Source organism: Streptomyces flavofungini, from assembly GCF_014650815.1.
In the GTDB taxonomy this organism is placed as follows: domain Bacteria; phylum Actinomycetota; class Actinomycetes; order Streptomycetales; family Streptomycetaceae; genus Streptomyces; species Streptomyces flavofungini.
Map to the genome: position 1 here is coordinate 601,944 of NZ_BMVR01000003.1, position 24,662 is coordinate 626,605.

Genomic DNA, 24,662 nt, shown 5'->3' on the forward strand with positions numbered 1-24,662 from the left:
GCCGCCGGGCCCGCACCCCGTCCGGCCGCCGGGCCCGCACCCCGTCCGGCCGGACCCGGGCCACCACCGGCCCGGCCCGCGCTACGTCGGTACGACACCGCGGACGACGCCGAGCGCCACCAGATCCTGAGGCCGCAGCCGCAGCTCCCCGGCCAGCGCGGGCACGTCCTCCCGCGGGCGTTTCAGGATGGCCGCCGCGGCCTCCGGGGCGATCACCGAGAAGTAACTGTCCGGCGTGGCCCAGGTGTTGGCGGGCGCGGCGAGCGCGAGCGCGCCGCCCGAACCGCCCTCGCCGACGACGAGGGACGTGAGCGGGACGCGCGCTGCGGCGACGGCCGCGAAGACGTCGGCGATCGCCGCGCCCGCGCCCGCGCGCTCCGCCGCCGCGTCGTTGGCGGCGCCGGGGGTGTCGATGAGCGTGAGGACGGGCAGCGCGAGCCGGTCGGCCAGGCGGATGAGGCGGGCCGCGGTGCGGTATCCGGCGGGGCGGGTGGGCGTGCCGGTCTGGGCCGCGTACGCGACGGCCCGCCCGGCGCGCAGGCCGACGCCGCACCGCATCCCGTCGTCCGTGCCGCCGCAGCGGTCCCCGCTGATCGGCTCACGCGAGTCGAAGTACGCGTCCAAGTAGGCCTCGGCGCGCGGCCGTTCGGGCGAGCGGGCCCGGCGTACCGCGTCCCATCCTGTCGCGGGCGGCGCCGCGTCCCCGAGGGCGCGCGGCGGCTCGGGCGTGCCGGTGGCGGGCGAGGTGAGCAGCCGCAGCCAGTGCCCCAGCCGCGCGGACAGCCGGTCCGGCGGCACCACCGCGTCGACCGCGCCCGCCGCGAGCTGGCCCTCCGCCGTGTACGCCGCCGGGTCCGCGTCCGGCGGCCGGACCCGCGACCCCGCGAACCCCACCTGCGCGCCCGGCAGCGCGAGCACGACGTCGGCACCCGCGCCGAGTGTCGCCCAGCCGCCCCCCGTCGTCGGATCGCGCACCACCGCGAGCTGCGGCAGTCCGGCCGCCCGGCTCAGCGCCGACTGGGCTGCCACGCGCTGGAGTTGGCGCAGCGCGACCATGCCTTCCTGCATGCGGCTGCCGCCGGTCGCGATGAGCGAGACGAGGGGGAGACGGCGCTCGCGGGCGGCCGTGTAGGCCGCCTCCAAGCGGTCCCCGGTCCGCTCACCGAGCGAACCGCCCAGATAGCGGAACTCGAACGAGATGAGCACGGCCGCCCGGCCCCCGACCGTCGCCGTCCCGCAGACCACGGATTCCGACTCGCCGGTACGTTCCCCGGCGGCGGCCCGCGTGGTGTCGTACCCCGCCCACGCCAGCGGGCCGTCCGGCCGCGCGACCCCCTGCGGATACGGCAGCTCGGTGAAGTCGGCCGTCACGAGGGCGAGGGCTTCGCGCGCGGTCATGCGGGCGTGGGTACGGGGCTGGGCTGCCGGGTGGGTCGGTGGGGGCTGGGGGGCCAGGGCGTCAGGGGCGTCCGGTGAGTCGGGAGCGTCGGGAGCGTCCGGGGAGCCCGGGGAGCCCGGGGAGCCCGGGAAGTTCGAGGAGTCCGGGGAGTTTGAGGAGGGATGAGGCACGCCTCGTACTCCTACCCGCTGGTCCCGCGTTCGTCGAGGACCCACTGGCCGCGGTAGCAGATGAGGATCGGCCCCACCCAGTGGCAGACGGGGTTCGTGGTGGGCGGCGGGTCCGTGGGGGTGGGGGTGGGAGTTGGTGTCGGGGTCGGCGTCGGTGTGGGAGTAGGCGTGGGGTCGACGGGGGTAGGAGTGGGGTCGACCGGAGTGGGGGTGGGCGTGGGCGTCGGTGTTGGCGTGGGGGTTGGCGTCGGTGTGGGCGTGGGCGTCGGAGTCGGTGTCGGTGTCGGTGTCGGTGTGGGGGTAGGTGTGGGAGTCGGTTCCGGCTCGGTCGGTTCCGGCGGCTGGGTGGGCTCCGGCTCCGGCGCCGGATTCTCGGGTCCGGTGTTGACCGGAGCGGGGGCCTCGGGCTCGTCCGGTGGCACGGGCGCCACCGGCGCCGGTGGGACGTCCTGCTGCGCGGACTGCTCCTGCACGGGCGGCGCCACCGGGTCCGGCGCGGTCGTTTCCGGCGCGGCCACGTCCGGGGCGTCGGGCGCCGGAGCCTTCGGCTCCGCCTCACTTCTGGGCTGCGGCACGGCCCCACCCCCGTCCCCGGGCGCCTCGGACTCCCCAGGTGCGGCCGACGGCTGGGGTGCGTGCGCCCGCGCGCTCTCCGCCGCCGTGGCCCGCGCGGGCGCCGAGCCGGTGCCGACGCCGCTGAGGACGAGGCCCGCGGCGACGGCGGCCGCGGTGGCCGTCGTGCCTATCGCCCCGGCCACGGCGACGGGCAGCTTCCCGCCCCCGGTGAGGACATGACGTACGCCGTGCAGCAGCCCCGCATGCCCGGACGAGCCGGACCCGGCGGCGGAGGCCGCGACACCGGCGCCCGCGCCGGCTCCGGCCGCGAGCGGCACCAGGAACTTGCCCGCGCCGCCGAGCACGAAGATCAGCAGCGCCGGTCCCACCAGGGCGGGCAGCCGGTTGTTGGCGCGGGTCAGGACGGCGAGCCGGGTGCGGCAGTCGGGGCAGGCGGCGAGGTGGTCGACGAGGGTCTCGGACTGGCGTACCGACGCCTCACCGCGGATGTGTGCGGGCATCCGGTCCCAGTGGGTCTCGCACGCCGGGTTCTCGGGCGTACCGGGGTGGGCGCGCAGAAACGCCTGCCGCATGCCCTCGCGCGCCCGGTGCAGGAGCACGGCCGTGGCCCCGCTCCCGGCGCCGATGCCGCGCCCGACCGCCTCCAGCGGCTGGCCCTCCGCCTCCGCGAGCCACAGCGCCTTCACCCAGCGCTCGGGGAGCTGGCCGAGCACGCGCGTGAGCAGGTCGACGGAGGAGACGCGGGCGGCCGGGTCGCCGCCGCCGTCGGGGACGGTGGTGACGTCGAGGGTCTCGGCGGCGCCGGTGTCCTGCGGGTCGCGCGGGGTCTCGCGCGCGGCGGCGCGTCCGGCGGACGACGCGAGGTGGCGCACGGTCGTCATCAGATACGCCGGTACGTTCTCGATCTCGTGTCCGGCGGCGAGGCGCCGCCAGACGCGGAAGTGCGCCTCGGCGACCAGGTCGTCGGCGATCCAGGCGTTGCCGGTCAGCGAGCGCGCGTACGCGACGAGCCGAGGGTGCTCGGCCTCGTAGACGCGTGCGTACGCGGCGGTCGCGGGGCCGGACGCCTGGGCGGGGACACCGGGCGTGGCGTCGGCGGAGACGTCGGGCGTGGCGTCTGCGGGGACGTCGGACATGGCAGGACACACTCCTGTCCCACTGCGGGGATGGGGACGAGTTCGGAAGCCTAGGCCAGAAATGTCCGACTTATCAGGGGGGAGTGGTGCAGGTCACAGAGATCTCTTCGTGCACTCCCGTAATGCGGGCACCCGCTGCGGGGTCGAAAGGGCAAGGAAGCAGCAGAAGTGGAGATCGACCATGGCCGTCACGCTCGAACAGTCCGCCCGCGCCCGTCTGATCACTCCCGAGGGCCGCGAGCGGCCGATTCCCGTGGCGCTGCGCTACGCCGCGTCCGACCCGCTCGCGGTGCAGGTCACCTTCCCGCCCGAGGTGTCCCTCGATGGCGCCGAGGTCACCTGGGTCTTCGCCCGCGGCCTGCTGGAGGAGGGGTTGAACGCCCCGGCCGGTACGGGTGACGTGCACATCTGGCCGTGCGGGCGGGAGCGGACCGTCCTGGAGTTCCACGCGCCGCACGGTCTGGCCCTGGTGCAGTTCGACCGGGCCGCGCTGCGGCGGTTCCTGATGCGGTCGTACGCCGTCGTGGGCGCGGGCCGCGAGGAGGCGGGCCGCGATCTCGACCAGGGGCTGACCAGGCTGCTCGGCGGGGTGTGAACGGCGGGAACGGAGCGGGTCGAGCCATCCCTAGATAAGTTAGGCTTCCCTAACTCGATCAAGTGTGGTCGGGCGTCTCTAGGGAGGGGACCAGGGTGGGCCACGGCTGGGAAGGCGTCGTCCTCAAGCTGCTCCGCGGCAAGGACTTCCGTTTCACGGTGACCGGCGCCGACGAGGTGACCGAGCACTACCGCCGCCTGCACCTCACCGACGGCGGCATGCTCGCGGCGACCGGCGTGCACCCCACGATGTGGGTGCGGCTGTGGTTCGACAACGCGGGCAAGCCGCATCAGCGCGCGTACACACTGGTCGACCCCGACGCGGAGGCCGGCACGTTCAGCCTGGAGTTCGCGCTGCACGACGGCAGCGCCAGCGAATGGGCGCGCAAGGCGGCACCGGGCGACACCATCGACGCGACCGTGCAGGGCACCGGCTTCGAGGTGCCGAGCCCGCCGCCGTCACGGCTGCTCGTGGTCGGCGACGCGGCGTCGCTGCCCGCGGTCAACTCGCTGCTCGACGCGATGCCGCACACCCCCGCGACGATCTGGTTCGAGACCCAGCACACCGAGGACCGCGACCTCGACCTGCGCGTCGACCCCGCACGCCACGACGTCCACTGGGTCGAGCGCGGCACCGGCATCGACCGCGAGGCCAGGGCCGGGCTCGCGGCCGCCGTCGAGGAAGAGCCCGACGCATACGTGTGGATCACCTGCGACACGACGACGACCCGCTCCCTGTCCGCGTACGCCCGCAAGGAACTGGCCGTACCGCGGCACCGCGTCCACGCGCTCGGGTACTGGCGGCCCGGTCCGGCCTGACGCCCGCCTCAGCCGTACAGCGCGGGCCGCTCCGCCAGCTCGACCGCGACCCGCGCGCCCTCGGCGAGGGCCCGCACCCCGGCCTCGGCGACGGCCGCCGCCGCGTACCCGTCCCAGGCGCTCGGGCCCGCGACGCGCCCCTCGCGGACACCGGCCACCCACGCGCGCACCTCGCGGTCGTAGGCGTCGGCGAACCGCACCACGTAGTCCTGCGTGATGTCCTGGTGGGCGCGGCCCGCCGACCGCACGACCATGCCGGGCCCGGCGCCGATGCGGGCGCTGCCCCGCTCGCCGACCGCCTCGCACGTGACCTCGTAGCCGAACCCGCAGTTGACGAAGATCTCCACGTCCACGAGGGCGCCGCCCGCGGTCTCCAACAGCACGAGCTGCGGGTCCCGGAGACCGGCCGGGGCGCCCGCCGACGGGCGCGGCCCGAGCACGGTCACCGCGGTGACCTCCTGGCCCAGCAGCCAACGGGCCGCGTCGATCTCGTGCGACACCGAGCTGCTGATCAGCATCGCGGAGGTGAAGTGCGGGGGAGAGGACACATTGCGGTGGCGGCAGTGCAGCATCAGCGGGCGGCCGATGCCCCCGCTGTCCAGGAGCGTCTTGAGCCCGCGGTACTCGGCGTCGTACCGGCGCATGAACCCCACCTGGATCAGCCGCCGCCCGCCGTGTGCCTCCGCCTCGACCACGCGCAGCGCGGCCCGGGCGTCGGCGGCGAGCGGCTTCTCGCACAGCACGGGCAGGCCGCGCGCGAGCGCCGCGAGCAGCGCCTCCTCGTGCGCGTGGTCGGGCGAGGCCACGAGCACCGCCTGCACGCCGGGCTCCGCGAGCGCCGCGAGCGCGTCGGTGTGCAGGCGCACGCCCTCGATCCCGGCGGCCGCCGCCTCGCCCCGCGCCCGGTCCGGGTCCGCGACGGCCACCACACGGGCCCCGGCCACCGACCGCGCCAGGCGCCGCACGTGGTCGGCGCCCATGTGACCGGCGCCGAGGACGGCCACCCCCAACGGTTCGCTCACGGCACGAACTCCCCTTCCGCTGCTCTGCGTCGGGCCACCGTAGCCGCCCGCCGTCGCACGATGACCACGCCCCCGGCGATCAGCGCGGTCGAGCCCACGCCGACCAGGACGAGGGCGGGCCAGTCGGAGTCGTCGTCGGTCGCGGCGGGCGGCAGGATCGAGGCCGCCGCCGCGGCCTGCCGGGCCCGGTCGGGGGCCTTGCGGGGCTTGGCGGGCAGCAGCGAGCCCACCGGCCGCAGGCGGCCGGACGCCGCGAATCCCCAGTCGAGCAGCGATCTGGCCTCCTCGTACACGGCGAAGCCGCCCCGTTGCGGGTTCATCACCGTCACCAGGACCGTGCGCGCGCCCCGGTGGGCGGCGGCGATGAGGGTGTTCCCGGCGCCGCTGGTGTAGCCGTTCTTGACGCCGATCAGGCCGGGGTAACGGGCCACGCCGTCGGCGCCGGTCAGCAGCCGGTTGGTGTTCTGGATCGGGTACGACCAGTTGCCGTGCGGGAAGCGGGCGACGGCCGTCGAGCAGTAGCGGGCGAACTGCGGATCGGCGAGCCCCGCCCGGCCGAACACCGCCAGGTCGTACGCGGACGACACCTGGCCCGGCGCGTCGTAGCCGTCGGGCGAGACCACGTGGGTGTCGCGGGCGCCGAGAGCGCGGGCCTTCTCGCGCATCTGCTGCACGGTGCGCTGCCAGCCGCCGTTCATGCCCGCGAGGACGTGCACGGCGTCGTTGCCGGAGCTGAGGAACACCCCGCGCCACAGGTCGGAGACCCGGTAGCTGCGGCCCGCCGCAACCCCCACCAGGCTGCTGCCGCCGCCGACGCGGGACAGCTCGCGGTCGGTGACGGTGTGCCGGGTCTCGGGGCGCAGCCGGGGCAGGGCCGCCAGCGCGAACAGGGACTTGAGGGTGGAGGCGGGCGGCAGCCGGCGGTGCGCGTTGTGCGCGGCGAGGACTTCGCCCGTCCGGGCGTCGGACACCACCCAGGACAGGGCGGACAGCCCGCGGGGTAGCGGCGGTGTGTGCGGCCCCGGACGCACCTGGGTGCCGGGCCGGTCGAGCAGGGACGAGGTGTACGCGGGCGGCGGCTTCGGGGGCGCGGGTTCGGCGGCCGCGGCCGGTCCCGTGAGGCAGACCAGGGCCCCGGTGGCGAGGGCTGTGGCACGCACCGCGGTGGTGCGCCGGGCCGGGCGTGAAAGGTACCTGATGACCATTCAGCCACCGTAGGAGCGGGCTCCCAACTGCGCAGATCGGCTTGGCCCGGGTGGATGTATGCCGCCCTCGGGCTGCTCCGCCCGGGCGGTCCGCACGGCCCGCGCGAGCACGGCGAGGGCGAGGGCCGCGCACACCGCGTTGCTCACCAGATCCGCCGTCAGGGACCCGCCGTCCTCCGGGCGTACGGGAAAGGCCGCCCATACGTACGTCAGGAGCGCACCGCCCGCGAGCGCGCACACGTGCCGCGCTCCCCACCCCGGCCGCCGCGACCAGCGCGCGACCGCGAGCGCCCCGCCGACCGCGACGAGGAACCACAGGGCCACGCCGATCCACTCGAACCAGTCGGCGGTGAGGAGCACGGACGGGCCCCAGTAGAGGCTGGTGCCCGCGAGGGCGAGGGCGCCCACGCGCCAAGGGGCGGGGGCGGGGCCGAGGGCGGCGGCCGCGGCGATCGTGTCGGCGTTCGGGGCTTTCGGGTGGTCGCGGGGGATCCGCAGCGCTACGACCACCAGCGCCACGATCGCGACGACGCACACGGCCAGTTGGGCGGGCGGGGCGATGAAGTGCTCCTCGGTGTAATTGCCCCAGAACACCAGGCTCGCGCCGAGGACGTACACCACCGAGGTGACGGCGAGCCCGCGACGGCCGAGCCACGGCGTGGTCCGGCGCGCGGGCACGCAGGCCTCGACGAGCGCGATCGGCACGCAGACGCTCCAGACGGTGTGCAGGGCGAGCACCGCCTGGACCAGCTCGACGCTGGTGCCGGGTCCGGGCACGAACGACGGGCCGTGCACCAGGTCCTGCCCGGCGTAGGAGTCGTTCCACAGGAGCTGGTCGACGGGCCCTTCCTCGATCAGGGCGTACGCGGCGGCGAGCAGCACCATCGTCGGCCAGCCCCCGGTGCGCCGCCCCACCTCGCGGACGAGCAGCGCCCCGCACCCGTACAGCGGGGCGAGCAGCACGCCGAGGCCGAGCTGGGGCACGGTCAGATTGCCGAGCAGGAACTCGCCCACGAACGGGGCGAGCAGGAAGAGCGCGAGCACGGCGAGCCCGGGGCAGCCTCGGCCGGGCTTTCGGGTGGGGGCCATGAGGTCGACGGTAGGGCGGTGCGGGCGGGCGGGGCTGCGGCCGGAAGTCGACGGTGGGGTGACGAAAGTCGAGGTCGGGGGGGCAGGCCGGGTGCGGGGGGAGCCGTGGGTCGTGTGGTCGTGCTGTCGTACGCCGGGTGGCTGGGGGAGCCGCGGGCCCACGCGGGTGCGGTGCGGGCCCGCGGCTCCTTCGAGGGCTACTGGCGGGCGAAGTCCGCGGCCACGGCGCGGAAGCGTGCCGTGGTCGCGTCCGAGCCGCAGCGCCGCAGTCCGGCCTTCTCCAGGACGCGGACGGACGCCGGGTTGGCCAGCTCCACGGTTGCGTACACGGCGTCCACCGCGGGCGCCGTCAGGGCGAACTCGGCCAGTGCGCGGGTGGCTTCGGAGGCGTAGCCGCGGCCTCGGCGCGAGCCGACGATGCCGTACCCGATCTCGATCGAGCCCTCGCTCGGCGGCCAGAACAGCCCGATCGAGCCGACCACCGGACCGCCGTCGCGCTCGACGACAAGGCGGTGGCCGCAGGCGGTCAGGCCCTCGGGGTGCTCGGTGAGGAAACCGGCGATGACGCGGTCGCCCTCGGCGGGGAAGTCCGGCGCCCAGTCGGGGCGGCGGGACCCACCGACGACGGCGGCCAGTTCGGCCGTCGACCACGGGCGCAGCACGAGCCGCTCCGTGATCAGGTCCGCGCAGGTGCCGACGCCGACGGCGGGATCGGAGGAGGGGGTGGGGCCGGAGGAGGGGGCGGATGAAGAGGCGGAAGTGGACATGCGGAACTCCTGGTCGATTCAGACGACCGGGCCGCGGATCACCATCCGTACGCGGCCCGGACAAGGGCATGCTGATGACGGGCCTGGCAGGCCATATTCATCAACCTCCCTCGTCGGAGCGGCAGTCTCGGGCGGGCGCGGACGGCGCACGCCTCGGCGGAGCCTAGCAAGGGCGTTCGACGGGCGGCGTTTCGGCTCCCTCGCTCCGGGCGGGCGCCGCGTCCGGCATGGCGGGCTCGCGCAGGGGGCGCAGCAGGAGCCAGCCGACGGCGGGCAGCGCGATCAGCGGGGCGAGGGCGACCTGGAGGGACGCCGTGTCGGCGAGGGCGCCGATGAGAGGGCTGGCGAGGCCGCCGACGCTGACGGTCAGGCCGAGCGTGACGCCGCCGGCGGTGCCCACGCGCCGGGGCAGGTAGTCCTGGCCGAGCGTGATGTGCAGCGAGAAGGGCACGTACAGGCCCGCCGAGGTGAGCGCGACGAAGAGGTACAGCGCCGGGCCCGGTACGAGGACGACTCCGGCGACCGCGAGGACACTCAGCGCGTACGACCACCGCACGACCGGCACGCGGCCGTAGCGGGTGGCGAGCCGGCCCCCGGCCACCGTGCCCGCCGCCCCGCCGACGTACAGCACGAACAGGGCCGCCGTACCCGCGAACTCCCCACCGAACGCGCGCTCGCGCACGTACAGCGCGATGAACGCGCTCAGCCCGACGAAGACGATCGAGCGGCACACCACGGCGCCGGAGAGCCGGAGGAAGGACGGCCAGTCGTCGCTGCCGACGGCGTCTCCGCCGCGCGCCACCGCCGCCGACGCGCCCGGCGTCCGCAGGGCCCGCAGCGCCGCCACGCACAGCGCCGCGCCCGCCACGGCGGGCGCGACGAGCAGCGGGGACGCGCCCAGACCACCGGTGGCGACGACAGCGGCGACCAGCAACGGGGCGGTGGCGAAGCCGATGTTGCCGCCCAGCGAGAACCAGCCCATCGCCGTGTGGCTGCCCCGGCTGGCGACGCGCGCCACCCGGGCGGCCTCCGGGTGGTACGCGGCGACGCCGATCCCGGAGACGGCGACGACCACCAGAGTGAGGGCGTACGAGCCGCCGACACCGCTGAGCGCGACACCCGCGCCGCCCACCAGTGTGCTCACCGGCAGCAGCCACGGCATCGCCCACTTGTCGGTGAGCGCGCCGAACAGCGGCTGCACCACCGACGAGAGGAGCGAGGCGGCGAGGACGATGCCGGAGGCGGCGGCGTAGGAGTAGGCCCGCTCGGCCACGAAGTACGGGACGAGGGCGGCGACCGACCCCTGGTAGACGTCCACGCAGGCGTGGCCGAGGGACATGAGGGTGAGGGGGCGGCTGCGGGCGGGGCGGGGGGTCGGGGCGGAGCCGGGGTGAGGGTGCGGGCGGGGCGGGACCGTGGGCTTGTCTGTGGGCACGTGTCGATCGTCGCGACGGCACCCGGTGTCGGGCTTCCGATAAAGTGCCAGCCTGTGTCGATTACCCGCCAGCGGGCCGTGTCGACCGCTGCCGGTGGCCCCACTGACCGACCGCTGCCGGTGGCCCCGCCGACCGACCGCCGCAGCCCCCGCCCGCCCCGGAGGTGCCACTCCCGTGCCGGAACCCGTCCGTCACACCCCCAAGGCCCCCACCCACGTCCGGACCCTGGCCGCCGGGCAGCGCATCGACGCGCACCGGCACGACGACCACCAGATCGTCCTGCCGGGCAACGGGGTCGTCGCCGTCACCACCGAGGCCGGTACCTGGTTCGCGCCCGGGACCCGCGCCATCTGGGTGCCCGCGGGCACCGTCCACGCGCATCGCGCGCACGGCCACCTGAACGCGTACTTCGTCGGCTTCCCGGCGGGCGAGAACCCGCTGCACCTGGACGCGCCCACCGTCCTGTCCGTGAGCCCGCTGCTCCGGGAGCTGATCATCGAGTACACCCGGGTCCCCGCCGACACCGGCCCCGAACGCCGCCGCCTCCGCGCGGTCCTGCTCGACCAGCTCCGGGCGTCCCCGCAGCAGCCGATGCAGCTCCCCACCCCGTCCGACCCCCGCCTCGCGGCCGTCTGCGCCCTCGTCCACGACCGCCCCGAGGACCCCCGCACCCTGGCCGCGCTCGGCGCCGCGACCGGCGTCGGCGAGCGCACCCTCAGCCGCCTGTTCCGCGCCGAACTGGGCATGACGTTCCCGCAGTGGCGCACCCAGTCGCGCCTCTACCACGCCCTGCGGATGCTCGCGGACGACACCCCCGTGACCACCGTGGCCCACCGCTGCGGCTGGTCGTCGCCGAGCGCGTTCATCGACGTCTTCCGCAGGTCCTTCGGATGCACGCCCGGCACCCACAACCGCCGCCCCTGACCACCGCTGCGGTCACCGCCCGCGAACGGGGCGGCGCCGAGGGTGCTTAGGATGCCGTCATGGCTGCTCCGGACCCCTCGACCCGTCCCTCCGCGCGGGATCCGGAGCTCGGCTTCCCGCCGCCCGGCCAGGTGCTGCACCGGCTGCGTACTCAGCGGGGCATGTCGCTGCGTCAGGTGGCCGCCGAGTGCGGCCTCTCCGTCTCGTTCCTGGCGTCCCTGGAGCGCGGCGAGACCGACATCGCCCTGGAACGGCTCGGCCGTCTGGCGAAGGTCTTCGACCACGACGTCGGCTCGTTCCTCGGGTTCTCCCGGGGCCGGGCCACCCCGTCGGTCTTCCCGAGGGAGGAACAGGAGACGCTGAACCGGGCGCCCGGCGTCGTCTACCGCGTGCTGCGCTCACCGGAACTCGGATACCAGGTCGTCACCGGCGACTTCGCGCCCGGCTGCGGCCTCACCGAGGACCTCCAGCACGAGGGCACCGACCTGGTCGTGGTCACCCGCGGCACTCTCGTGGCCCGCTACAACGGCGTCGACCACGCGCTGCGCGCCGGGGACTGCATTCAGTGGTCGGCGGGTCATCCGCACACGTTCCGCAACGACGGCGACGAACCGGCACAGATGATGGTCGTGCTGTTCTCCAGCCTCTACTGAGGCCGCGCCTGTCGTTGCCCGACGGCCCAACTGCCCCACGGACGCTCGTCCGTGGGGCTTTCCGCTGTCCGGGTCCGGGGAATGCGGCAGCGGACCGCCACCCCCTCGCCATGAACAGTATTCTGGACTACAGTCCAATTTATCGCACACGATGAGATGGGCGGTGCCCATCCTGGGAGGGGGACTCATGGTCGCGGAACTGGTCAGGACCTGGGTGGCGGGCTGGGCCGTGTCACGACGGACGCCCCGGCCGACGGAGCTGGCCTGGGGGCTGTACGTGGAAGTGGAGGTGGACGACCCCAAAGAGGTGGGCCGTCTCGTGCTGCCCGAGCCGAGTGCGGCCACGGTGCGCGCGGCGGCCGCCTCGGTCGCGGCGCCGCACACCTGGCTCAAGTTTCCCGGGGAGCCGCGCGACGCGGAACCGTGGCTCCCCGAGGGCTGGGTGGTCGACGAGGAGGAGTCGGGCCATCTGATGACGGCCGGGCTCCGGCGCACGGAGCCGGTGGTGCCCGACGGCTACACCGCGTCGGTCGAGACGGACGGCGGCGTCACCTTCGTGCGCGTGCACGACGCCGCCGGTGAACTCGCGGCCCAGGGCCAGACGGCCGTCCTCGGGCAGGCGAGCGTCGTGGACCGCGTCGTGACCCAGGAGGCCCACCGCCGCCGCGGCCTCGGTGGCTTCGTCATGCGTACGCTCGCCGACGAGGCTCTGGCGCGCGGGGCGAGGGTGGGCGTCCTGGGCGCGACCGACGACGGGCGCGCGCTGTACGAAACGCTGGGCTGGCAGCTCAGCACGCCGCTGACGGAGTGCGTGTACCGGCCCTGAGGAGGTGCGGGCGCGTCAGGCGGGGAGGTTCGCCTCAATCGCGGAGACGAGCTCCGCGGCGTCCGGCTCCGTCTGCGGGGAGAACCGGGCGACGACCTTGCCCGAGCCGTCGACCAGGAACTTCTCGAAGTTCCAGCGCACGTCCCCGGTGTGGCCCTCGGCGTCCGCCTTCGGCACCAGACGCTGGTACAGCGCGTGCCGTCCGTCGCCGTTGACGTCGACCTTCGCCGTCAGGGGGAAGGTCACGCCGTACGTCGCCGAGCAGAACTCGGCGATCTCCTGGGACGTGCCGGGCTCCTGGCCCATGAACTGGTTGCAGGGCACGCCGAGGACCGTGAAGCCACGCGCGGCGTACGCCTCGTGGAGGCGCTCGAGGCCCGCGTACTGCGGGGTCAGCCCGCACTTGGAGGCGACATTGACGATCAGGACGGCCTTGCCCAGGTACTGGGACAGGTCCGCCGGGCCGCCCTGGAGGGTGTCGATCTCTACTGCGTCGTAAACAGACATGAGGCGGAGCCTACGCGTCGGCGGCGCAGCCGGACGCGGCGGCACCGGGCGTCGCGGCGGCGTCCGGGGGCCGGTCGCGGTGCAGCTTTCCGTACGCGATCAGCTCGACGGTCAGGGCCACGGCCACCGCCTGTACGGCCATCAGGGCGATGAGGACGAAGAGCTGCACGGCGCCCGCCTGCACCGGCGACGCGCCGCCGAGCAGCATGCCGACGAACGCGCCGGGCAGCGTGACGAGGCCGACCGTGCGGGTCTGGTCCAGGCCCGGCAGGAGCGCGTCGGACGCGGCCGGGCGGATCACTTCGAGGCGGGCGTCGCGCTCCGGCAGGCCGATGGCGAGGCCCGCCTCGAACTCGCCGGTCCGGGTGCGCAGTTCGTCCAGGGCGCGGCGGCCCCCGAGGACCGTCGCCGTGAGCGCGCCGCCGATGAGGATGCCGGTCACCGGGATCATCGCGATGCCGTGGACGGGGACGAGGCCCGCCAGGGTGAGGGCGGCGACGACCGGCACGACGGGCGCCGCGATGGGCAGGGCCGCCCACCACCAGGTGGCGTTCGGGGTGATGCGCCGCCCGGCGGTGCGGGTGGCCACGCCGAACATCAGCAGCAGGAAGGCGAAGAGGGCCGCCGTGTGGTGGACCACCCAGCCGATGAGCAGCGACACCGCGGCCAGTTGGGCCGTCGCCCGCACCCCGGCCACGACGATCTCCCGCGCCCGGCCCCGCGACCCGTCCGGCGAGAGCCGGAAAACGGCGGCCGCGGCCGCCGCGACGAGCAGCAGCACGAGCAGGACGACGGCGAGCGTGACGTTGCCGGGCAGCAGCGTCTGAGCAGCGATTTCGCGCACGCTCCCACCCTAGGCGCGGGTGGCCTTAGGCTCCTCGTACCGGCGCGTTCGGCCCCTGGGCGGCGGCGCCGGACGGGACGTACAGGCGAGAGAAGGGCGAGAGTCATGGCGCAGCAAGTGCGGGGCGTGGTCGCACGCGCGAAGGGGGAGCCGGTACGGATCGAGACCATCGTCGTGCCGGACCCCGGGCCCGGCGAAGCCGTGGTGAAGGTCCAGGCGTGCGGGGTCTGTCACACCGACCTGCACTATCGCGAAGGCGGCATCAACGACGAGTTCCCGTTCCTGCTCGGGCACGAGGCGGCGGGCATCGTCGAGTCGGTGGGCGAGGGCGTCACCGAGGTCGCCCCCGGCGACTACGTGATCCTCAACTGGCGTGCCGTGTGCGGCCAGTGCCGCGCCTGCAAGCGGGGCCGCCCGCAGTACTGCTTCGCCACCCACAACGCCGAGCAGAAGATGACCCTGACCGACGGCACCGAGCTGGCGCCCGCGCTCGGCATCGGCGCGTTCGCCGAGAAGACGCTGGTCGCCGCGGGGCAGTGCACGAAGGTGGACCCGGCGGCGTCCCCGGCCGCGGCGGGCCTGCTCGGCTGCGGAGTGATGGCCGGGCTGGGCGCCGCGATCAACACCGGCGGGGTGGGGCGCGGCGACTCCGTGGCCGTCATCGGCTGCGGCGGCGTCGGTAACGCCGCCGTCGTCGGCGCCCGGCTCGCCGGGGCCGCGAAGATCATCGCGGTGGACATCGACGACCGGAAGCTGGCGACCGCGCGCGGCCTCGGCGCCACCGACACCGTCAACTCCCGCGAGCACGACCCCATCGAGGCCATCCGCGAGCTGACCGGCGGCTTCGGCGCCGACGTCGTCATCGAGGCGGTCGGCCGCCCCGAGACGTACGAGCAGGCCTTCTACGCCCGCGACCTCGCGGGCACGGTCGTCCTGGTCGGTGTGCCCACGCCGGAGATGCGGATCGACCTGCCGCTGCTCGACGTCTTCGGGCGCGGCGGCGCGCTCAAGTCGAGCTGGTACGGGGACTGCCTGCCCTCGCGGGACTTCCCGATGCTCATCGACCTGTACCGGCAGGGGCGGCTCGACCTGGACGCGTTCGTCACCGAGACGATCGCGCTCGACGAGGTCGAGAAGGCCTTCGAGCGGATGCACCACGGCGACGTGCTGCGTTCGGTGGTGGTCTTCTGATGGCCGCGTCCGAAGGCCCCGCGGCGCCGGGCGGGGTGCGCGTCGACCACCTCGTGACCTCCGGCACGTTCTCGCTCGACGGCGGCACCTGGGACGTCGACAACAACGTCTGGATCGTGGGCGACGACCACGAGGCCGTCGTCATCGACGCCGCGCACGACGCGGAGGCCATCGCGGCCGCCGTGGGCGAGCGGCGCCTGGTCGCGATCGTGTGCACGCACGCCCACGACGACCACGTCGACGCGGCGCCCGCGCTCGCCGCCCGCACCGGCGCTCCCGTCCTGCTGCACCCGGACGACCTGGAGCTGTGGAAGCTCACCCACCCGGACCGGGCGCCGGACGGCGAGCTGGCCGACGGGCAGGAACTGACCGTCGCCGGGACGGTGTTGCGGGTCCTGCACACCCCGGGCCACTGCCAGGGCGCGGTGAGCCTGTACGCGCCGGCGCTCGGCACCGTCTTCACCGGGGACACGCTCTTCGCGGGCGGCCCCGGCGCGACGGGCCGGTCCTTCAGCGACTTCCCGACGATCGTGGACTCCATCCGCGACCGGCTCCTGACGCTGCCGCCGGAGACGGTGGTGCGCACCGGCCACGGCGACAGCACGACGGTCGGGGCGGAGGCGCCGCACCTGGAGGAGTGGATCGCGCGCGGCCACTGACCCGTCCGGTTCCGCCGCGCCCGGCGCGGCGCATGGGCCACCCCTGAGTACGGCTCGGGGGTGGCCCTCGTCGTATCCGCCGCCGCGTGCACACCACCTCCTGTGCGACACACCACCCCCTGCGCGACGCCCCGCACGCGTGCTGGCAGCACGCCACGATCTCCGATAAGTTAGGCAAGGCTTACCTAATGGAGGTTGAGGATGGGTGTCCGACACGTCAGCACGACCATGCCCAACGCAGCGGCGCGCGCTCGCTCCGTGCTCGCCACCGCCTGGTCCTGTGCGGTGACCACGGAGATCGGCAGAGACGACCTCGTCGGCGCCCACACCGTCAGCGAGCGGGGCACGGTGCTCCTGCACCCGCCGGAGGACAGTGCCCTCGCCGCCGCCCTGATCTGCGCGCCGCGCGGCGAGCCGTCGACGCTCGTCGAGTTCGCGGACGTCGCGCCGGTGCCGGTCAGGGACCGGGTGCGGTCCCGGCTCTGGCTGTCGGGAACCCTCACGGCGACCCGTGACCACCTCGTCTTCGAGCCCGCCTGCGCGGTGCTGCACGACACGAACGGCCGCATCGGCATCGACCTGGAGGAGTTCGCGCTCGCCGACGCCGACCCCCTCGCGCACGCCGAGGCCCGGCTCCTCACGCACCTGGCCGACTCCCACCCCGAGGCCGTCGAGCAGCTCACCCGGCTCGTCGCCGCCGACAGCCTCGCCGGTGTCGTCGACGTCAAACCGCTCGCCATCGACCGCCACGGCCTGACCCTGCGCCTGGAACGGGTCAGCAGCCAGGCCGACGTACGGCTGCCGTTCCATGAACCCGTCGAGGACCTCGGCCAGGTCACCGAGCGCATGCACACGCTGCTCACCAAGGCGCGGCTGCTGCGTCGGCCCGTGCTGCGCCCGGCCCCGCCCGAGTCCTGAGGCACGCGCCTGACCGTGCCGCGGACCGGCGGGCCGCCCGCCTCGCGTGCGTGATCGGCCCCCCGGTGCCGGGCGCTCGCAACGCGCGGGGATGATGGGCCACATGAGTCCCGCCAGCGCAGATTACGAACCCGTCGAGCCTGTTCAGGCCCTGATCATCATCGATACCCAGTCGGGCTTCGTCACCGGTGACGAAGCCGTGCCCGGCGCGCGCCACCTGGTGTCGCGCGTCGAGCAGCTCCTCGCCAAGGCGCGGGCCGCCGGCGCGCTCGTCATCCAGTTGCAGAACGACGGACCGGACGACGCTCTGGACGAACCGGACACCCCCACCTGGGAGTTGCACTTCCCGGTGGACGACGAACGCGGTGAACTGCTGTTCCGCAAGACCGTCGACGACGGCTTCGAGGAGACCGAACTCGAGGACGTGCTGCGCGAGGAGGGCGTCACCGCGCTCACCGTCTGCGGCGTGATGTCCGAGATGTGCGTGAGCGCCACCGCGCGCACCGCCCTGGACCTGGAGTTCCGCCTCGTCCTCGCCCACGACGCGCACGGCACGTACGACATCCCGGCGGCGCCCGGCATCAGCGACGCCATCCCGGCGGCGACGGTGTCACGGGTCGCGGAGTGGGCGCTCGGCGACGAGGTCGAGATCGTGCCGAGCGTGGACGACATCAGCTTCGTGGCGCCGTAGCCGCGGGACCGCCGGGCCGCGGATGCCCCGGTCGCCCGGGGCATCCCGTTCGCGGTTGCCCGGGGTGTCCCGTACGCGGAGTCAGCGCGCGCTGTCCCCGGCCCGCGCCGCCAGCACACTCGCCACCTCGTACAGATAGCCGTTGACGGGCGTCGGCGTCCCCGTGCGGCCGCCGAGCCGCACCACCGAGCCGTTCCACGCGTCCAGTTCGGACGGCCGACCGGCCCGGATGTCGCGCTGGAGCGAGGAGGTGCCCTCGGCGGGCTGCTGGTCGATGAAGTCCAGGGTGCGCGTGACGATGTCGTCGGGGAGGCGGACGTCCAGGGCGCGTGCGACCCGCTCGATCTCCGTCATCCCCTCGGCCAGCAGGCGTCGGGTGCCAGGCCGCGAGCGGAGTACCCCGAACGGGGCGTCCGTCACCGTGCCGAGGCCGCCGAAGGGCACCACGAAAAGGAACTTGGCCCACAGTTCGGCCCAGATGTCGTCGGGCACGGTGGCGCTCACGCCCGCCCCGGCGAGCGCCGCGCGCAACCGCTCGACGCGGGGTGTGGCGCGGTTGTCCCACTCGGTGAAGGCCAGGGAGCCCGGGCCGCCGACGTGCCGGACCCGGCCGGGGCCGTCCAGGTGCGCGATGATCTTCGCGGTGCCGGGCAGGACCGCGCCCCGGCCGACCTCCTGGGCCACCTGCTCCGGCGCCTCGACGCCGTTCTGCAGGGTCACCACCGCGGTGTCCGGGCCGACCAGGGGCTTCAACGCGGCGATGGCGGGCGGCAGTTGCCAGGTCTTGACGCACAGCAGGACGACGTCGACCTCGCCGATGTCGTGCGTGTCGTCGCTCGCGCGCGCCGGTGCGACGGTGAAGTCGCCCGCAGGGCTGTCGACGTGCAGCCCCTCGCGCCGCAGCGCATCGAGGTGGGCGCCGCGCGCGACGAACCCGACGTCGTGCCCGGCCTCCGCGAGCCGCCCGCCGAAGTAGCCGCCCACGCCGCCGGTGCCGACCACCGCGACCTTCAGGGCCCCGCCCGCGTCCCGCACTGTCTCCGTCATGAAGAACCTCCCCGTGTGCCGGCGCCGGGCCACCGCGCGGTACCCGGCCGGGCCGCACGCTCGGCGGCCCGGCCACCCACCCTAGCCGTTACTGCTTCATGGGGTAACGCTGCTAGCGTGCGGTCATGGCGAAGCCGCACACCGCCCCTGAGGCGGCAGACAGTGAGTCGTCCGCCGCCGACCGGGAGTTCCGCTGGCGCGGCGGCCGGGTGTCCCTGAACTTCACCGCGACCCTGGGCAGGCGCGGCCTGGGTGCCATCGAGCGGCTGCGGGATCCGTCGGACCTGTCGCGCTGGTTCCGCGAGGCGGGCATGACTGACCATCATCTCCCGGTCTCCCAGGCGGAGTTGGCGGACGCGCGTGCGCTGCGTGAGGCCGTGCACCGGATCTCGGTGGCGGCAGGCGAGGCCACCGCGCCTGAAGCCGGAGCCACCGCGCCCGCAGCCGCGGACCTGGACCTCCTCAACCACTGGACGTCCCAACCGCTCCCGGGCACGGGCCTCACCCTCGACGGCCACGGCGTCCTCCGGCCGATGCCCCCCGCGCTGGACGTCCATGGCCTGCTCGGCCTGCTCGCCCGCGATGCGGCGGACCTGCTCGGCGGCCCTCTGTCCGGGCGGATCCGCGAGTGCGCCGCAACCGACTGCACGCTGCTGTTCGTCGACGAGAGCCGGGCAGGGGCACGGCGCTGGTGCTCGATGGACGCGTGCGGGGCGCGGGCGAAGATGGCGGAGTACCGGGCGCGCAGGCGCGGGGTGACGGCGGGGCGGGGTGGGCAGCGGCCGCGCTGACCCGCACCGGCGGGAACGGCCCTGATCTGATCGGGGACGGTCTTGGTCTGATCGTGATCGAGCCGCGCCGACCGCAAGCGCCCCGGTCGGCGGAGACACGCGCCCCCACCCCCACCCCCTCACAACGGCAACGCGCACACCGCCATCGGAGCCGCGAACGGCTTCCCCGCGAGGGCGAGTTCACCGGTGCGCCCGTCCACGCGGAAGACGCTCACCGACCCCGACCGCTGGTTCGCGGCGAACAGCAGGCGGCCCGACGGCGCGAGGGCGATGTGGCGCGGGAAGTCCCCGCCCACCGGCACGGTGTCGAGCAGCCGCAGGCGGGCCCCGTCCCGCTCGACGGCGTACCGGGTGAGGCTGTTGTCGCCCCGGTTGGCGAGGAAGGCGAAGGCGCCGTCGCCGGTCACGACGGGCATCGCCGGATAGCTCGTGACGCCCGGCCCGGTGCCCGTGGACTGCGGCTCGCCCGGCGAAAGGCGTCCCGTCGCGGGATCGTAGCCGCAGACCACGACCGTGTTGTCGAGCTCGTTGGCGACGTACGCGAACCGCCCCGACGGATGGAACGCGAGGTGCCGCGGCCCCGCGCCCGGCCGCATCGTCGCGTACGAGACCCGGCTCAGCTTCCCGGCCTTCGTGTCGAGCCGGTACGTGTAGACGGTGTCGGTGCCCAGGTCGACGGCGAGTACGTAGCGGCCGTCCGGGGCGGTGACGATCTGGTGGGCGTGCGGGCCCTGCTGTCCCGGGCCGGGCGGCGGTGCGGAGTGCGTGACGAGGTCGGTGCGTTCGCCGAGCGCGCCGGACTCCTCGACGGGGTGCACGGCCACGCTGCCGGACGTGTAGTTGGCGCTCAGCAGCCAGTGCCCGCTGGGATGCACGGAGACATGGCAGGGCCCCGCGCCGCCGGTGCCGCGCGTGCCGAGCACCCGGTGGTCGCCGTCGGGGGAGAGCGCGATCGCGGTCACCCCGCCCTGCTCCCGCTCGTTGACGGCGTACAGCGTCCGCCCCGACGGATGGACCGCCAGATACGACGGATCCGGTACGCCACCGAGCGTGCCGACGCCCGTCACGCCGCCCGTCTCCTCGTCGTACGTGGCGAGCCCGATGCCCTTGCCGCCGCCCGGCTGCGAGGTGTACGTGCCGAGGAACAAGGGCCGTCGCGCGCGCCCGCCCGAGCCGGACCCGGCCGTGGCGGCCTCGGCGGCGACCGGGGACGCGGCGCCCGCCCCGGACGGGCTCGACGCGCCGGACGAGCCGGAACCGCCGGACGAGCCGGAGGTGATCACGCCGGACGTCACCGCCGTGGCCGCGGCGACGGTCGTACCGAGGAACCGCCTTCGGTTCATGGCTCCACTCATGACTCCACCTCGCGGGTCAGTGGTGACGGATGGGGCAGACGTGGCAGCCACAGTGGCCCCGAACCCCGCCAACAGGCAAGAGGCGCAACCTGAATTGCACACTGCGCAACGCCATTCCGCGCGTTCCTTCCGCCGTGCGGGGGAGGCGGGTGGTCCGGGGGAGCGATGTGCGGGCCGCGGCCGGACGAGAGGGTCGACAGCGCAGGCCCCCGCCGTGGCCTGGCCCTTTCCCCGCGCAGCCGCATCCCGGAGGACCCCGTGGCGCTCCCCACCCCCACCACCCGCCCAACCCCCCTGCCCGCCGCACCGCCCCCTTCGCCTTCCTCACGCCCCTCACCCCCGCCGGACACCACCCGCCCCGCCCCATGGTGGCGACGCTGGCCCACCTGGGCGCCGCGCGCCACCGCGGCCTGGGGCGTCGCCTACGCCGTGGCCCAGACGGTGTGGGCCGCCACCGGCACCGTCGTACCGATAGCCGGGGACAGACACACTCCGGTCGGCCTCCAACTCCTCCTGGCCGCACTCGCCCTGCTCGCGTCCGGCGTCAGCCTGGCCACCGCCAGGACACGCACCCGCCGGTCCCGCCGCGCCGTGGGCATCGCGCTCGCCGTGCTGATCCCGGCGCTCGGTTGGGGTGTGATCGGCCTCCCTCTGTACATCGTCGTTCTCCTGTCGGGCTCGGGCCTGGAGAGCGCCACCGGCCTCGCCAACCTCCTGGTGCTCACCCCCGGGACGGCCCTGCTCGGCATGGTCGCCGTCGCGTACCGCCGTCGGCTGCACGGGTGCTGCCCGCGCTGCGGTCGGTCCCACCCGGGCGACGGCGAGGGGCCGTTGACCCACCCCGAGGCGTCCACCGCGCCCCGCAGGGCGCGCCTGGCGGCGGGTCTGCTGCTGTGCGGGCTGCTGCCGTGGTCCGTGGTGAAGACCGTCTGGCTGTTCGGCGGCGACGCGATCGGGGTGAGCGGGGAGGCCTGGCAGCACGAGATGGAGGCGGACGCGACCGGCGGCGCGTGGGCGCTCGCTTCGGTGGGCGTGGACGTGACGGTCCTCGCCGCGCTGCTCGGTGTGTTCCTGACGCTCGGCCTCACGCACCGCTGGGGCCAGGTCTTCCCCCGCTGGACCCTGCCGCTGGCCGGACGGCGGGTGCCCAGACTCCTGCCGCTGATCCCCGCCTGGCTGACCGGGTTCGCCCTCGCCCTGTACGGGACGCTGCTCACGGCCGGGTCGTTGCTCATGGCCGCCGGGGTGCTGTCGAAGCCGGAACCGGAAGGCGTGTTCACCACTGGCTCCGGGCTCGCCTGGATGGTGGCGTTCGGCGGTCTCGCGTTCGGCGGGCTCGGCTGGGGGCTGTTGGTCGCGGCACGTTCGTACGCCGGACGCACCCGCCCTCGCTGCGTCGATTCCCTGGAGGCCATAAAGCAGCCACGTCTGCCCGGAGTTGACCACTGAGTGGCAGGTGGTCGCTACGGTGTGCGAGTGAATCTTGATGCCCGCGCCCGTGCGAGCGCAGACCTGAGGAGCCGTCGAGTGGACCACAGCCGTGCGACCCGGATCCGTACGACCCTGGCCGCGATGGGGGTGACGGCCGCCGTGGTGACGGCCGTCGCCGTGGCCCCCACCGCGCACGCGGCACCGCCCACCCCGCCCATATCTGGCACGACTTCGCCCGCGTCCGGTGCGACTTCGCCCATGTCGGGGACGACTTCGCCGTCGCCGGTGAAGCCCGAGCCGTGCACCGGCGCCTTGCTCGACGACGCCCGCCTCGGACCCAAGTGGCTGCCCAAGAAGTGGCAGCGGCCCGTCGGCCCGCTCCTGAAGAAGTGGCAGCGGACGGGCAAGCTCACGCCGTCGGCCTTCCTCAAGAAGTACTGGGAGGGCCCGGCCGACACCGGCACCTGGAAGTACCCGCCCAACGACGGTTTCGAGACGGTCAACGGCGAGGTCGACAAGCACCCGGAGCGGTTGGACAAGGGCGAGCTCCTCGACCGCTTCGGCTCCGAGCTCGGCTCGTTCCTCGCGCCCGCCGGGGACTCCTACGCCGAGCGTTCGCTGCCGCCGCAGAACCTCAACACCCGTGACGCCGCGTACGCCTGCGACTATCGCGTCTACAAGGTCGCCAAGCCGTTCGTCGTCTGGCAGGGCGGGATAGCTCCCTGGTTCGAGCAGCCCGGCGGCGGCGAGCAGATCAAGCTCGACCCCGTCTTCCTCGCCCCTGGCGAGGGCCAGCGCCTGAACGTGAAGTGGCTCCTCGACCACGGCTACCTCCAGCCGGCCACCGCCTGACGACAGGACCGCGCACCCGATGGACGCCCGACAACTCGCCTCCGCCCTGCAACAGGCGGGCGTGGCTGACGGCTACTACTGGATCGAGGGCGTCCACGAACCGACGCCCACGCCCCCGGACTTCGCCTACCTGCGCAGGGAGCGCGCGGGGAAGCCCGAAGAGGAGGGGGCGTGGGAGGTCGGGGTGCACGAGCGGGGGCAAGTACCACCCGGTGGCCCGGGGCCTTGCCGAGGCGGAGGCGTGCGGGCGGCTGCTGAGCCTGCTGACGTGAGCGGGGCTGACCGGGGCTGGGCCGGGCCCGCCGTCGTGGGGCGGTGTGGGGCGGTCAGCGCTCGGGGGTGATGAGGCCGCGCTCGTACGCCTTGATCAGGCGCTGCGGTACGAGATGGGTGGCACCGTCGACCGTCACGGGCGCCAGTTGGGGTGTGGTGGCCTTCCACTGGGCGCGGCGGTGACGCGTGTTGCTGCGGGACATCTTCCGCTTGGGTACGGCCATGGGGTCCTCCAGGGGTGGTGCGTGCGAGTGTGGGGGGCGGGTGCGAGGGCGGGTGTGCGGGCGACGCGGCGGGACAGCCCGAGGCTACATGAAAATGGATCCCATTAACAAAAGTGGGTCTCACGCGGTGCGGGCGACCGCCGCCGCCCACGCGATGTAGCCCGCGTTCACCACCAGGCGCGCCACGACACCCCCTGTGCGGTGCAGAATCCCGGACCGCGTGCGGGTGTGCCGGGCGGCGTCCACGTGGGACACCTGAAACGCGGCGAGGAGTCCGACCGCCGTCCACCCGCCCACCGCGCGCGTGCCGGGCGTGAGCAGGAGCGCGGCGGTGCCGAGCTCGGCGAGCGCGCTGCCGACGACGAAGAGGCCGGGGCGGGCGAGCCAGGCGGGAACCAGCGACGTGAAGTAGGCGGGGAGGGCGAAGTGCGCGAGGGCGGTCGTGGTGAGGAACAGGGCAAGGGCGAGGGCCGCGAAAGTCGACATGCGCCGATGGTCGGGGCGCGGCCCCGGCGCCGTATTGGACGAAACGATCGCGCCCAGCGGCGCGGCGCTCCGCTGCTCGCCATCACGGACGACGTCTCCCTCTTCGCCGAATCCGGTGCGTACGAGGTGACTCGGCACCGGCATCCGGTCTGGAAGGTCGTCCTTCCCGACCGTGGCGGCGTGCGTGTGGACGGGGTCGTCGGGGCGGGGGTGCTGGTGCCGCCGCAGTACGCGCACGCCTGTGCCACGTCGGCCGGTTTCGTCGCGGTCTTCCTGGAGCCGTGGTGCGTACGGGCCGACCCGGGCAGGCCTACCTGGCTGGACGGCGGCAGTGCCCGGCGGCTGGTCGCCGCGTCGGGGGCGGACCTGGACGCCGAGGCGCTGCGACGTGAACTCGCCGCGCTCACCGAGGCGCCCGCGCCCGTCGACCCGCGCGTCCTGCATGCCGCGCGGAGCAGCACGGGTGCGGCGCGCCTCGACGCGGTCGCCGCCGAGGTCGGCCTCTCGGGGCCGAGGCTGCGGGCGTTGGTCCGGGCGGAGGTCGGCGTGCCGCTCGGGGCGATGCGGCGATGGGGGCGGTTGCGGGCGGCCGTGGGTGCGATCGTCGACGGCGGCACGGGTCCCGCGGCAGCGGCCGCCGCTGCCGGATTCTGCGACCAGGCCCACCTCACCCGTACCGCACGGGACTTCCTGGGCCGCACCCCGGGATCGCTGCCGCCCCGCTGACCGCGGCTCCGGAGCCCGTACGGCCGTCGCCGGTTGACCCTCACGTCACGT

At 74.7% G+C, this 24,662-nt stretch carries 26 protein-coding genes; 13 read left to right on the forward strand and 13 right to left on the reverse strand.

Features of this window, described 5'->3' with window-relative positions; translation table 11 throughout:
• Positions 1-81: 81 nt before the first annotated feature.
• Together IE274_RS09705 and IE274_RS09710 are read right to left on the reverse strand one after the other, a co-directional pair.
• Entirely contained in the window at positions 82-1,398 is a 1,317-nt protein-coding gene (locus IE274_RS09705; RefSeq protein WP_190115204.1) for a carboxyl transferase domain-containing protein, read from the reverse strand.
• A gap of 182 nt (positions 1,399-1,580) precedes the next feature.
• The gene (locus IE274_RS09710) at positions 1,581-3,281 is read right to left on the reverse strand and encodes a sigma factor (protein ID WP_190115205.1); all 1,701 of its coding nucleotides are present in this window, start codon (positions 3,279-3,281) and stop codon (positions 1,581-1,583) included.
• A 181-nt stretch (positions 3,282-3,462) separates the two neighbouring features.
• Here IE274_RS09710 and IE274_RS09715 point away from each other — a divergent pair, with 181 nt between their 5' ends.
• The gene (locus IE274_RS09715; RefSeq protein WP_190115206.1) at positions 3,463-3,876 is read left to right on the forward strand and encodes an SsgA family sporulation/cell division regulator; all 414 of its coding nucleotides are present in this window, start codon (positions 3,463-3,465) and stop codon (positions 3,874-3,876) included.
• A 95-nt stretch (positions 3,877-3,971) separates the two neighbouring features.
• On the forward strand, positions 3,972-4,694 hold the full coding sequence (locus IE274_RS09720; protein ID WP_190115207.1) for a siderophore-interacting protein: 723 nt from the start codon (positions 3,972-3,974) through the stop codon (positions 4,692-4,694).
• Between the two features lie 8 nt (positions 4,695-4,702).
• Here IE274_RS09720 and IE274_RS09725 read toward each other — a convergent pair whose 3' ends face one another.
• The 5 genes from IE274_RS09725 to IE274_RS09745 all read right to left on the reverse strand — a co-directional run bounded on the left by IE274_RS09725 (position 4,703) and on the right by IE274_RS09745 (position 10,116).
• Positions 4,703-5,716, reverse strand: a complete 1,014-nt coding sequence (locus IE274_RS09725) for a Gfo/Idh/MocA family protein (RefSeq protein WP_190115208.1) — start codon at positions 5,714-5,716, stop codon at positions 4,703-4,705.
• Entirely contained in the window at positions 5,713-6,921 is a 1,209-nt protein-coding gene (locus tag IE274_RS09730) for a D-alanyl-D-alanine carboxypeptidase family protein (RefSeq protein WP_190115209.1), read from the reverse strand. Before IE274_RS09730 ends, IE274_RS09725 begins: the two co-directional genes overlap by 4 nt.
• The gene (locus IE274_RS09735) at positions 6,922-8,010 is read right to left on the reverse strand and encodes an AF_0692 family protein (protein ID WP_190115210.1); all 1,089 of its coding nucleotides are present in this window, start codon (positions 8,008-8,010) and stop codon (positions 6,922-6,924) included. It lies immediately after the preceding gene.
• A gap of 197 nt (positions 8,011-8,207) precedes the next feature.
• Entirely contained in the window at positions 8,208-8,777 is a 570-nt protein-coding gene (locus tag IE274_RS09740) for a GNAT family N-acetyltransferase (RefSeq protein ID WP_190115211.1), read from the reverse strand.
• Positions 8,778-8,940: 163 nt separating this feature from the next.
• Positions 8,941-10,116: an MFS transporter gene (locus IE274_RS09745; protein ID WP_190115366.1), complete on the reverse strand. Its 1,176-nt coding sequence runs from the start codon at positions 10,114-10,116 to the stop codon at positions 8,941-8,943.
• Between the two features lie 271 nt (positions 10,117-10,387).
• On the opposite strand from IE274_RS09745, the gene IE274_RS09750 reads away from it, so the two are divergent.
• The 3 genes from IE274_RS09750 to IE274_RS09760 all read left to right on the forward strand — a co-directional run bounded on the left by IE274_RS09750 (position 10,388) and on the right by IE274_RS09760 (position 12,616).
• A complete protein-coding gene (locus IE274_RS09750; RefSeq protein ID WP_190115212.1) occupies positions 10,388-11,137 on the forward strand; it encodes a helix-turn-helix transcriptional regulator in 750 nt (249 codons plus the stop codon).
• Positions 11,138-11,196: 59 nt separating this feature from the next.
• Positions 11,197-11,790 carry a helix-turn-helix domain-containing protein gene (locus IE274_RS09755; RefSeq protein WP_190115213.1) on the forward strand — a complete coding sequence of 198 codons (594 nt, stop codon included), beginning with the start codon at positions 11,197-11,199 and terminating at the stop codon, positions 11,788-11,790.
• Positions 11,791-11,977: 187 nt separating this feature from the next.
• Positions 11,978-12,616: a GNAT family N-acetyltransferase gene (locus tag IE274_RS09760; protein WP_190115214.1), complete on the forward strand. Its 639-nt coding sequence runs from the start codon at positions 11,978-11,980 to the stop codon at positions 12,614-12,616.
• 15 nt (positions 12,617-12,631) lie between these two features.
• Here the strand turns inward: IE274_RS09760 and IE274_RS09765 are convergent, their stop codons facing one another.
• Positions 12,632-13,123: a glutathione peroxidase gene (locus IE274_RS09765; RefSeq protein WP_190115215.1), complete on the reverse strand. Its 492-nt coding sequence runs from the start codon at positions 13,121-13,123 to the stop codon at positions 12,632-12,634.
• Positions 13,124-13,133: 10 nt separating this feature from the next.
• On the reverse strand, positions 13,134-13,967 hold the full coding sequence (locus tag IE274_RS09770) for an ABC transporter permease (RefSeq protein WP_190115216.1): 834 nt from the start codon (positions 13,965-13,967) through the stop codon (positions 13,134-13,136).
• 105 nt (positions 13,968-14,072) lie between these two features.
• Between IE274_RS09770 and IE274_RS09775 the strand changes: the two genes are divergently transcribed.
• The 4 genes from IE274_RS09775 to IE274_RS09790 all read left to right on the forward strand — a co-directional run bounded on the left by IE274_RS09775 (position 14,073) and on the right by IE274_RS09790 (position 17,426).
• Entirely contained in the window at positions 14,073-15,158 is a 1,086-nt protein-coding gene (locus tag IE274_RS09775; RefSeq protein ID WP_190115217.1) for an S-(hydroxymethyl)mycothiol dehydrogenase, read from the forward strand.
• Entirely contained in the window at positions 15,158-15,817 is a 660-nt protein-coding gene (locus tag IE274_RS09780; RefSeq protein WP_190115218.1) for an MBL fold metallo-hydrolase, read from the forward strand. Before IE274_RS09775 ends, IE274_RS09780 begins: the two co-directional genes overlap by 1 nt.
• 201 nt (positions 15,818-16,018) lie before the next feature.
• A complete protein-coding gene (locus IE274_RS09785; RefSeq protein WP_190115219.1) occupies positions 16,019-16,735 on the forward strand; it encodes a DUF2470 domain-containing protein in 717 nt (238 codons plus the stop codon).
• 103 nt (positions 16,736-16,838) lie between these two features.
• Complete coding sequence (locus IE274_RS09790; RefSeq protein WP_229909404.1) at positions 16,839-17,426, forward strand: isochorismatase family protein; 588 nt, start codon at positions 16,839-16,841, stop codon at positions 17,424-17,426.
• A gap of 81 nt (positions 17,427-17,507) precedes the next feature.
• Here the strand turns inward: IE274_RS09790 and IE274_RS09795 are convergent, their stop codons facing one another.
• Positions 17,508-18,473, reverse strand: coding sequence for a 2-dehydropantoate 2-reductase (locus IE274_RS09795; RefSeq protein WP_190115221.1), 966 nt, complete (start codon positions 18,471-18,473; stop codon positions 17,508-17,510).
• Between the two features lie 125 nt (positions 18,474-18,598).
• On the opposite strand from IE274_RS09795, the gene IE274_RS09800 reads away from it, so the two are divergent.
• A complete protein-coding gene (locus tag IE274_RS09800; RefSeq protein WP_190115222.1) occupies positions 18,599-19,264 on the forward strand; it encodes a CGNR zinc finger domain-containing protein in 666 nt (221 codons plus the stop codon).
• A 119-nt stretch (positions 19,265-19,383) separates the two neighbouring features.
• Here the strand turns inward: IE274_RS09800 and IE274_RS09805 are convergent, their stop codons facing one another.
• On the reverse strand, positions 19,384-20,619 hold the full coding sequence (locus IE274_RS09805; protein ID WP_229909405.1) for a lactonase family protein: 1,236 nt from the start codon (positions 20,617-20,619) through the stop codon (positions 19,384-19,386).
• Positions 20,620-20,877: 258 nt separating this feature from the next.
• Here IE274_RS09805 and IE274_RS09810 point away from each other — a divergent pair, with 258 nt between their 5' ends.
• Both IE274_RS09810 and IE274_RS09815 read left to right on the forward strand, forming a co-directional pair.
• Entirely contained in the window at positions 20,878-22,068 is a 1,191-nt protein-coding gene (locus IE274_RS09810; protein WP_190115223.1) for a hypothetical protein, read from the forward strand.
• A gap of 123 nt (positions 22,069-22,191) precedes the next feature.
• On the forward strand, positions 22,192-22,902 hold the full coding sequence (locus IE274_RS09815; protein WP_190115368.1) for a TNT domain-containing protein: 711 nt from the start codon (positions 22,192-22,194) through the stop codon (positions 22,900-22,902).
• 326 nt (positions 22,903-23,228) lie between these two features.
• On the opposite strand, the gene rpmF is transcribed toward IE274_RS09815, so the two are convergent.
• Both rpmF and IE274_RS09825 read right to left on the reverse strand, forming a co-directional pair.
• Positions 23,229-23,399, reverse strand: a complete 171-nt coding sequence (gene rpmF, locus IE274_RS09820; protein ID WP_190115224.1) for a 50S ribosomal protein L32 — start codon at positions 23,397-23,399, stop codon at positions 23,229-23,231.
• A 120-nt stretch (positions 23,400-23,519) separates the two neighbouring features.
• Positions 23,520-23,885: a DoxX-related protein gene (locus IE274_RS09825; protein WP_190115225.1), complete on the reverse strand. Its 366-nt coding sequence runs from the start codon at positions 23,883-23,885 to the stop codon at positions 23,520-23,522.
• Between the two features lie 180 nt (positions 23,886-24,065).
• On the opposite strand from IE274_RS09825, the gene IE274_RS09830 reads away from it, so the two are divergent.
• Entirely contained in the window at positions 24,066-24,611 is a 546-nt protein-coding gene (locus tag IE274_RS09830; protein WP_229909406.1) for a helix-turn-helix domain-containing protein, read from the forward strand.
• Positions 24,612-24,662 lie beyond the last annotated feature (51 nt).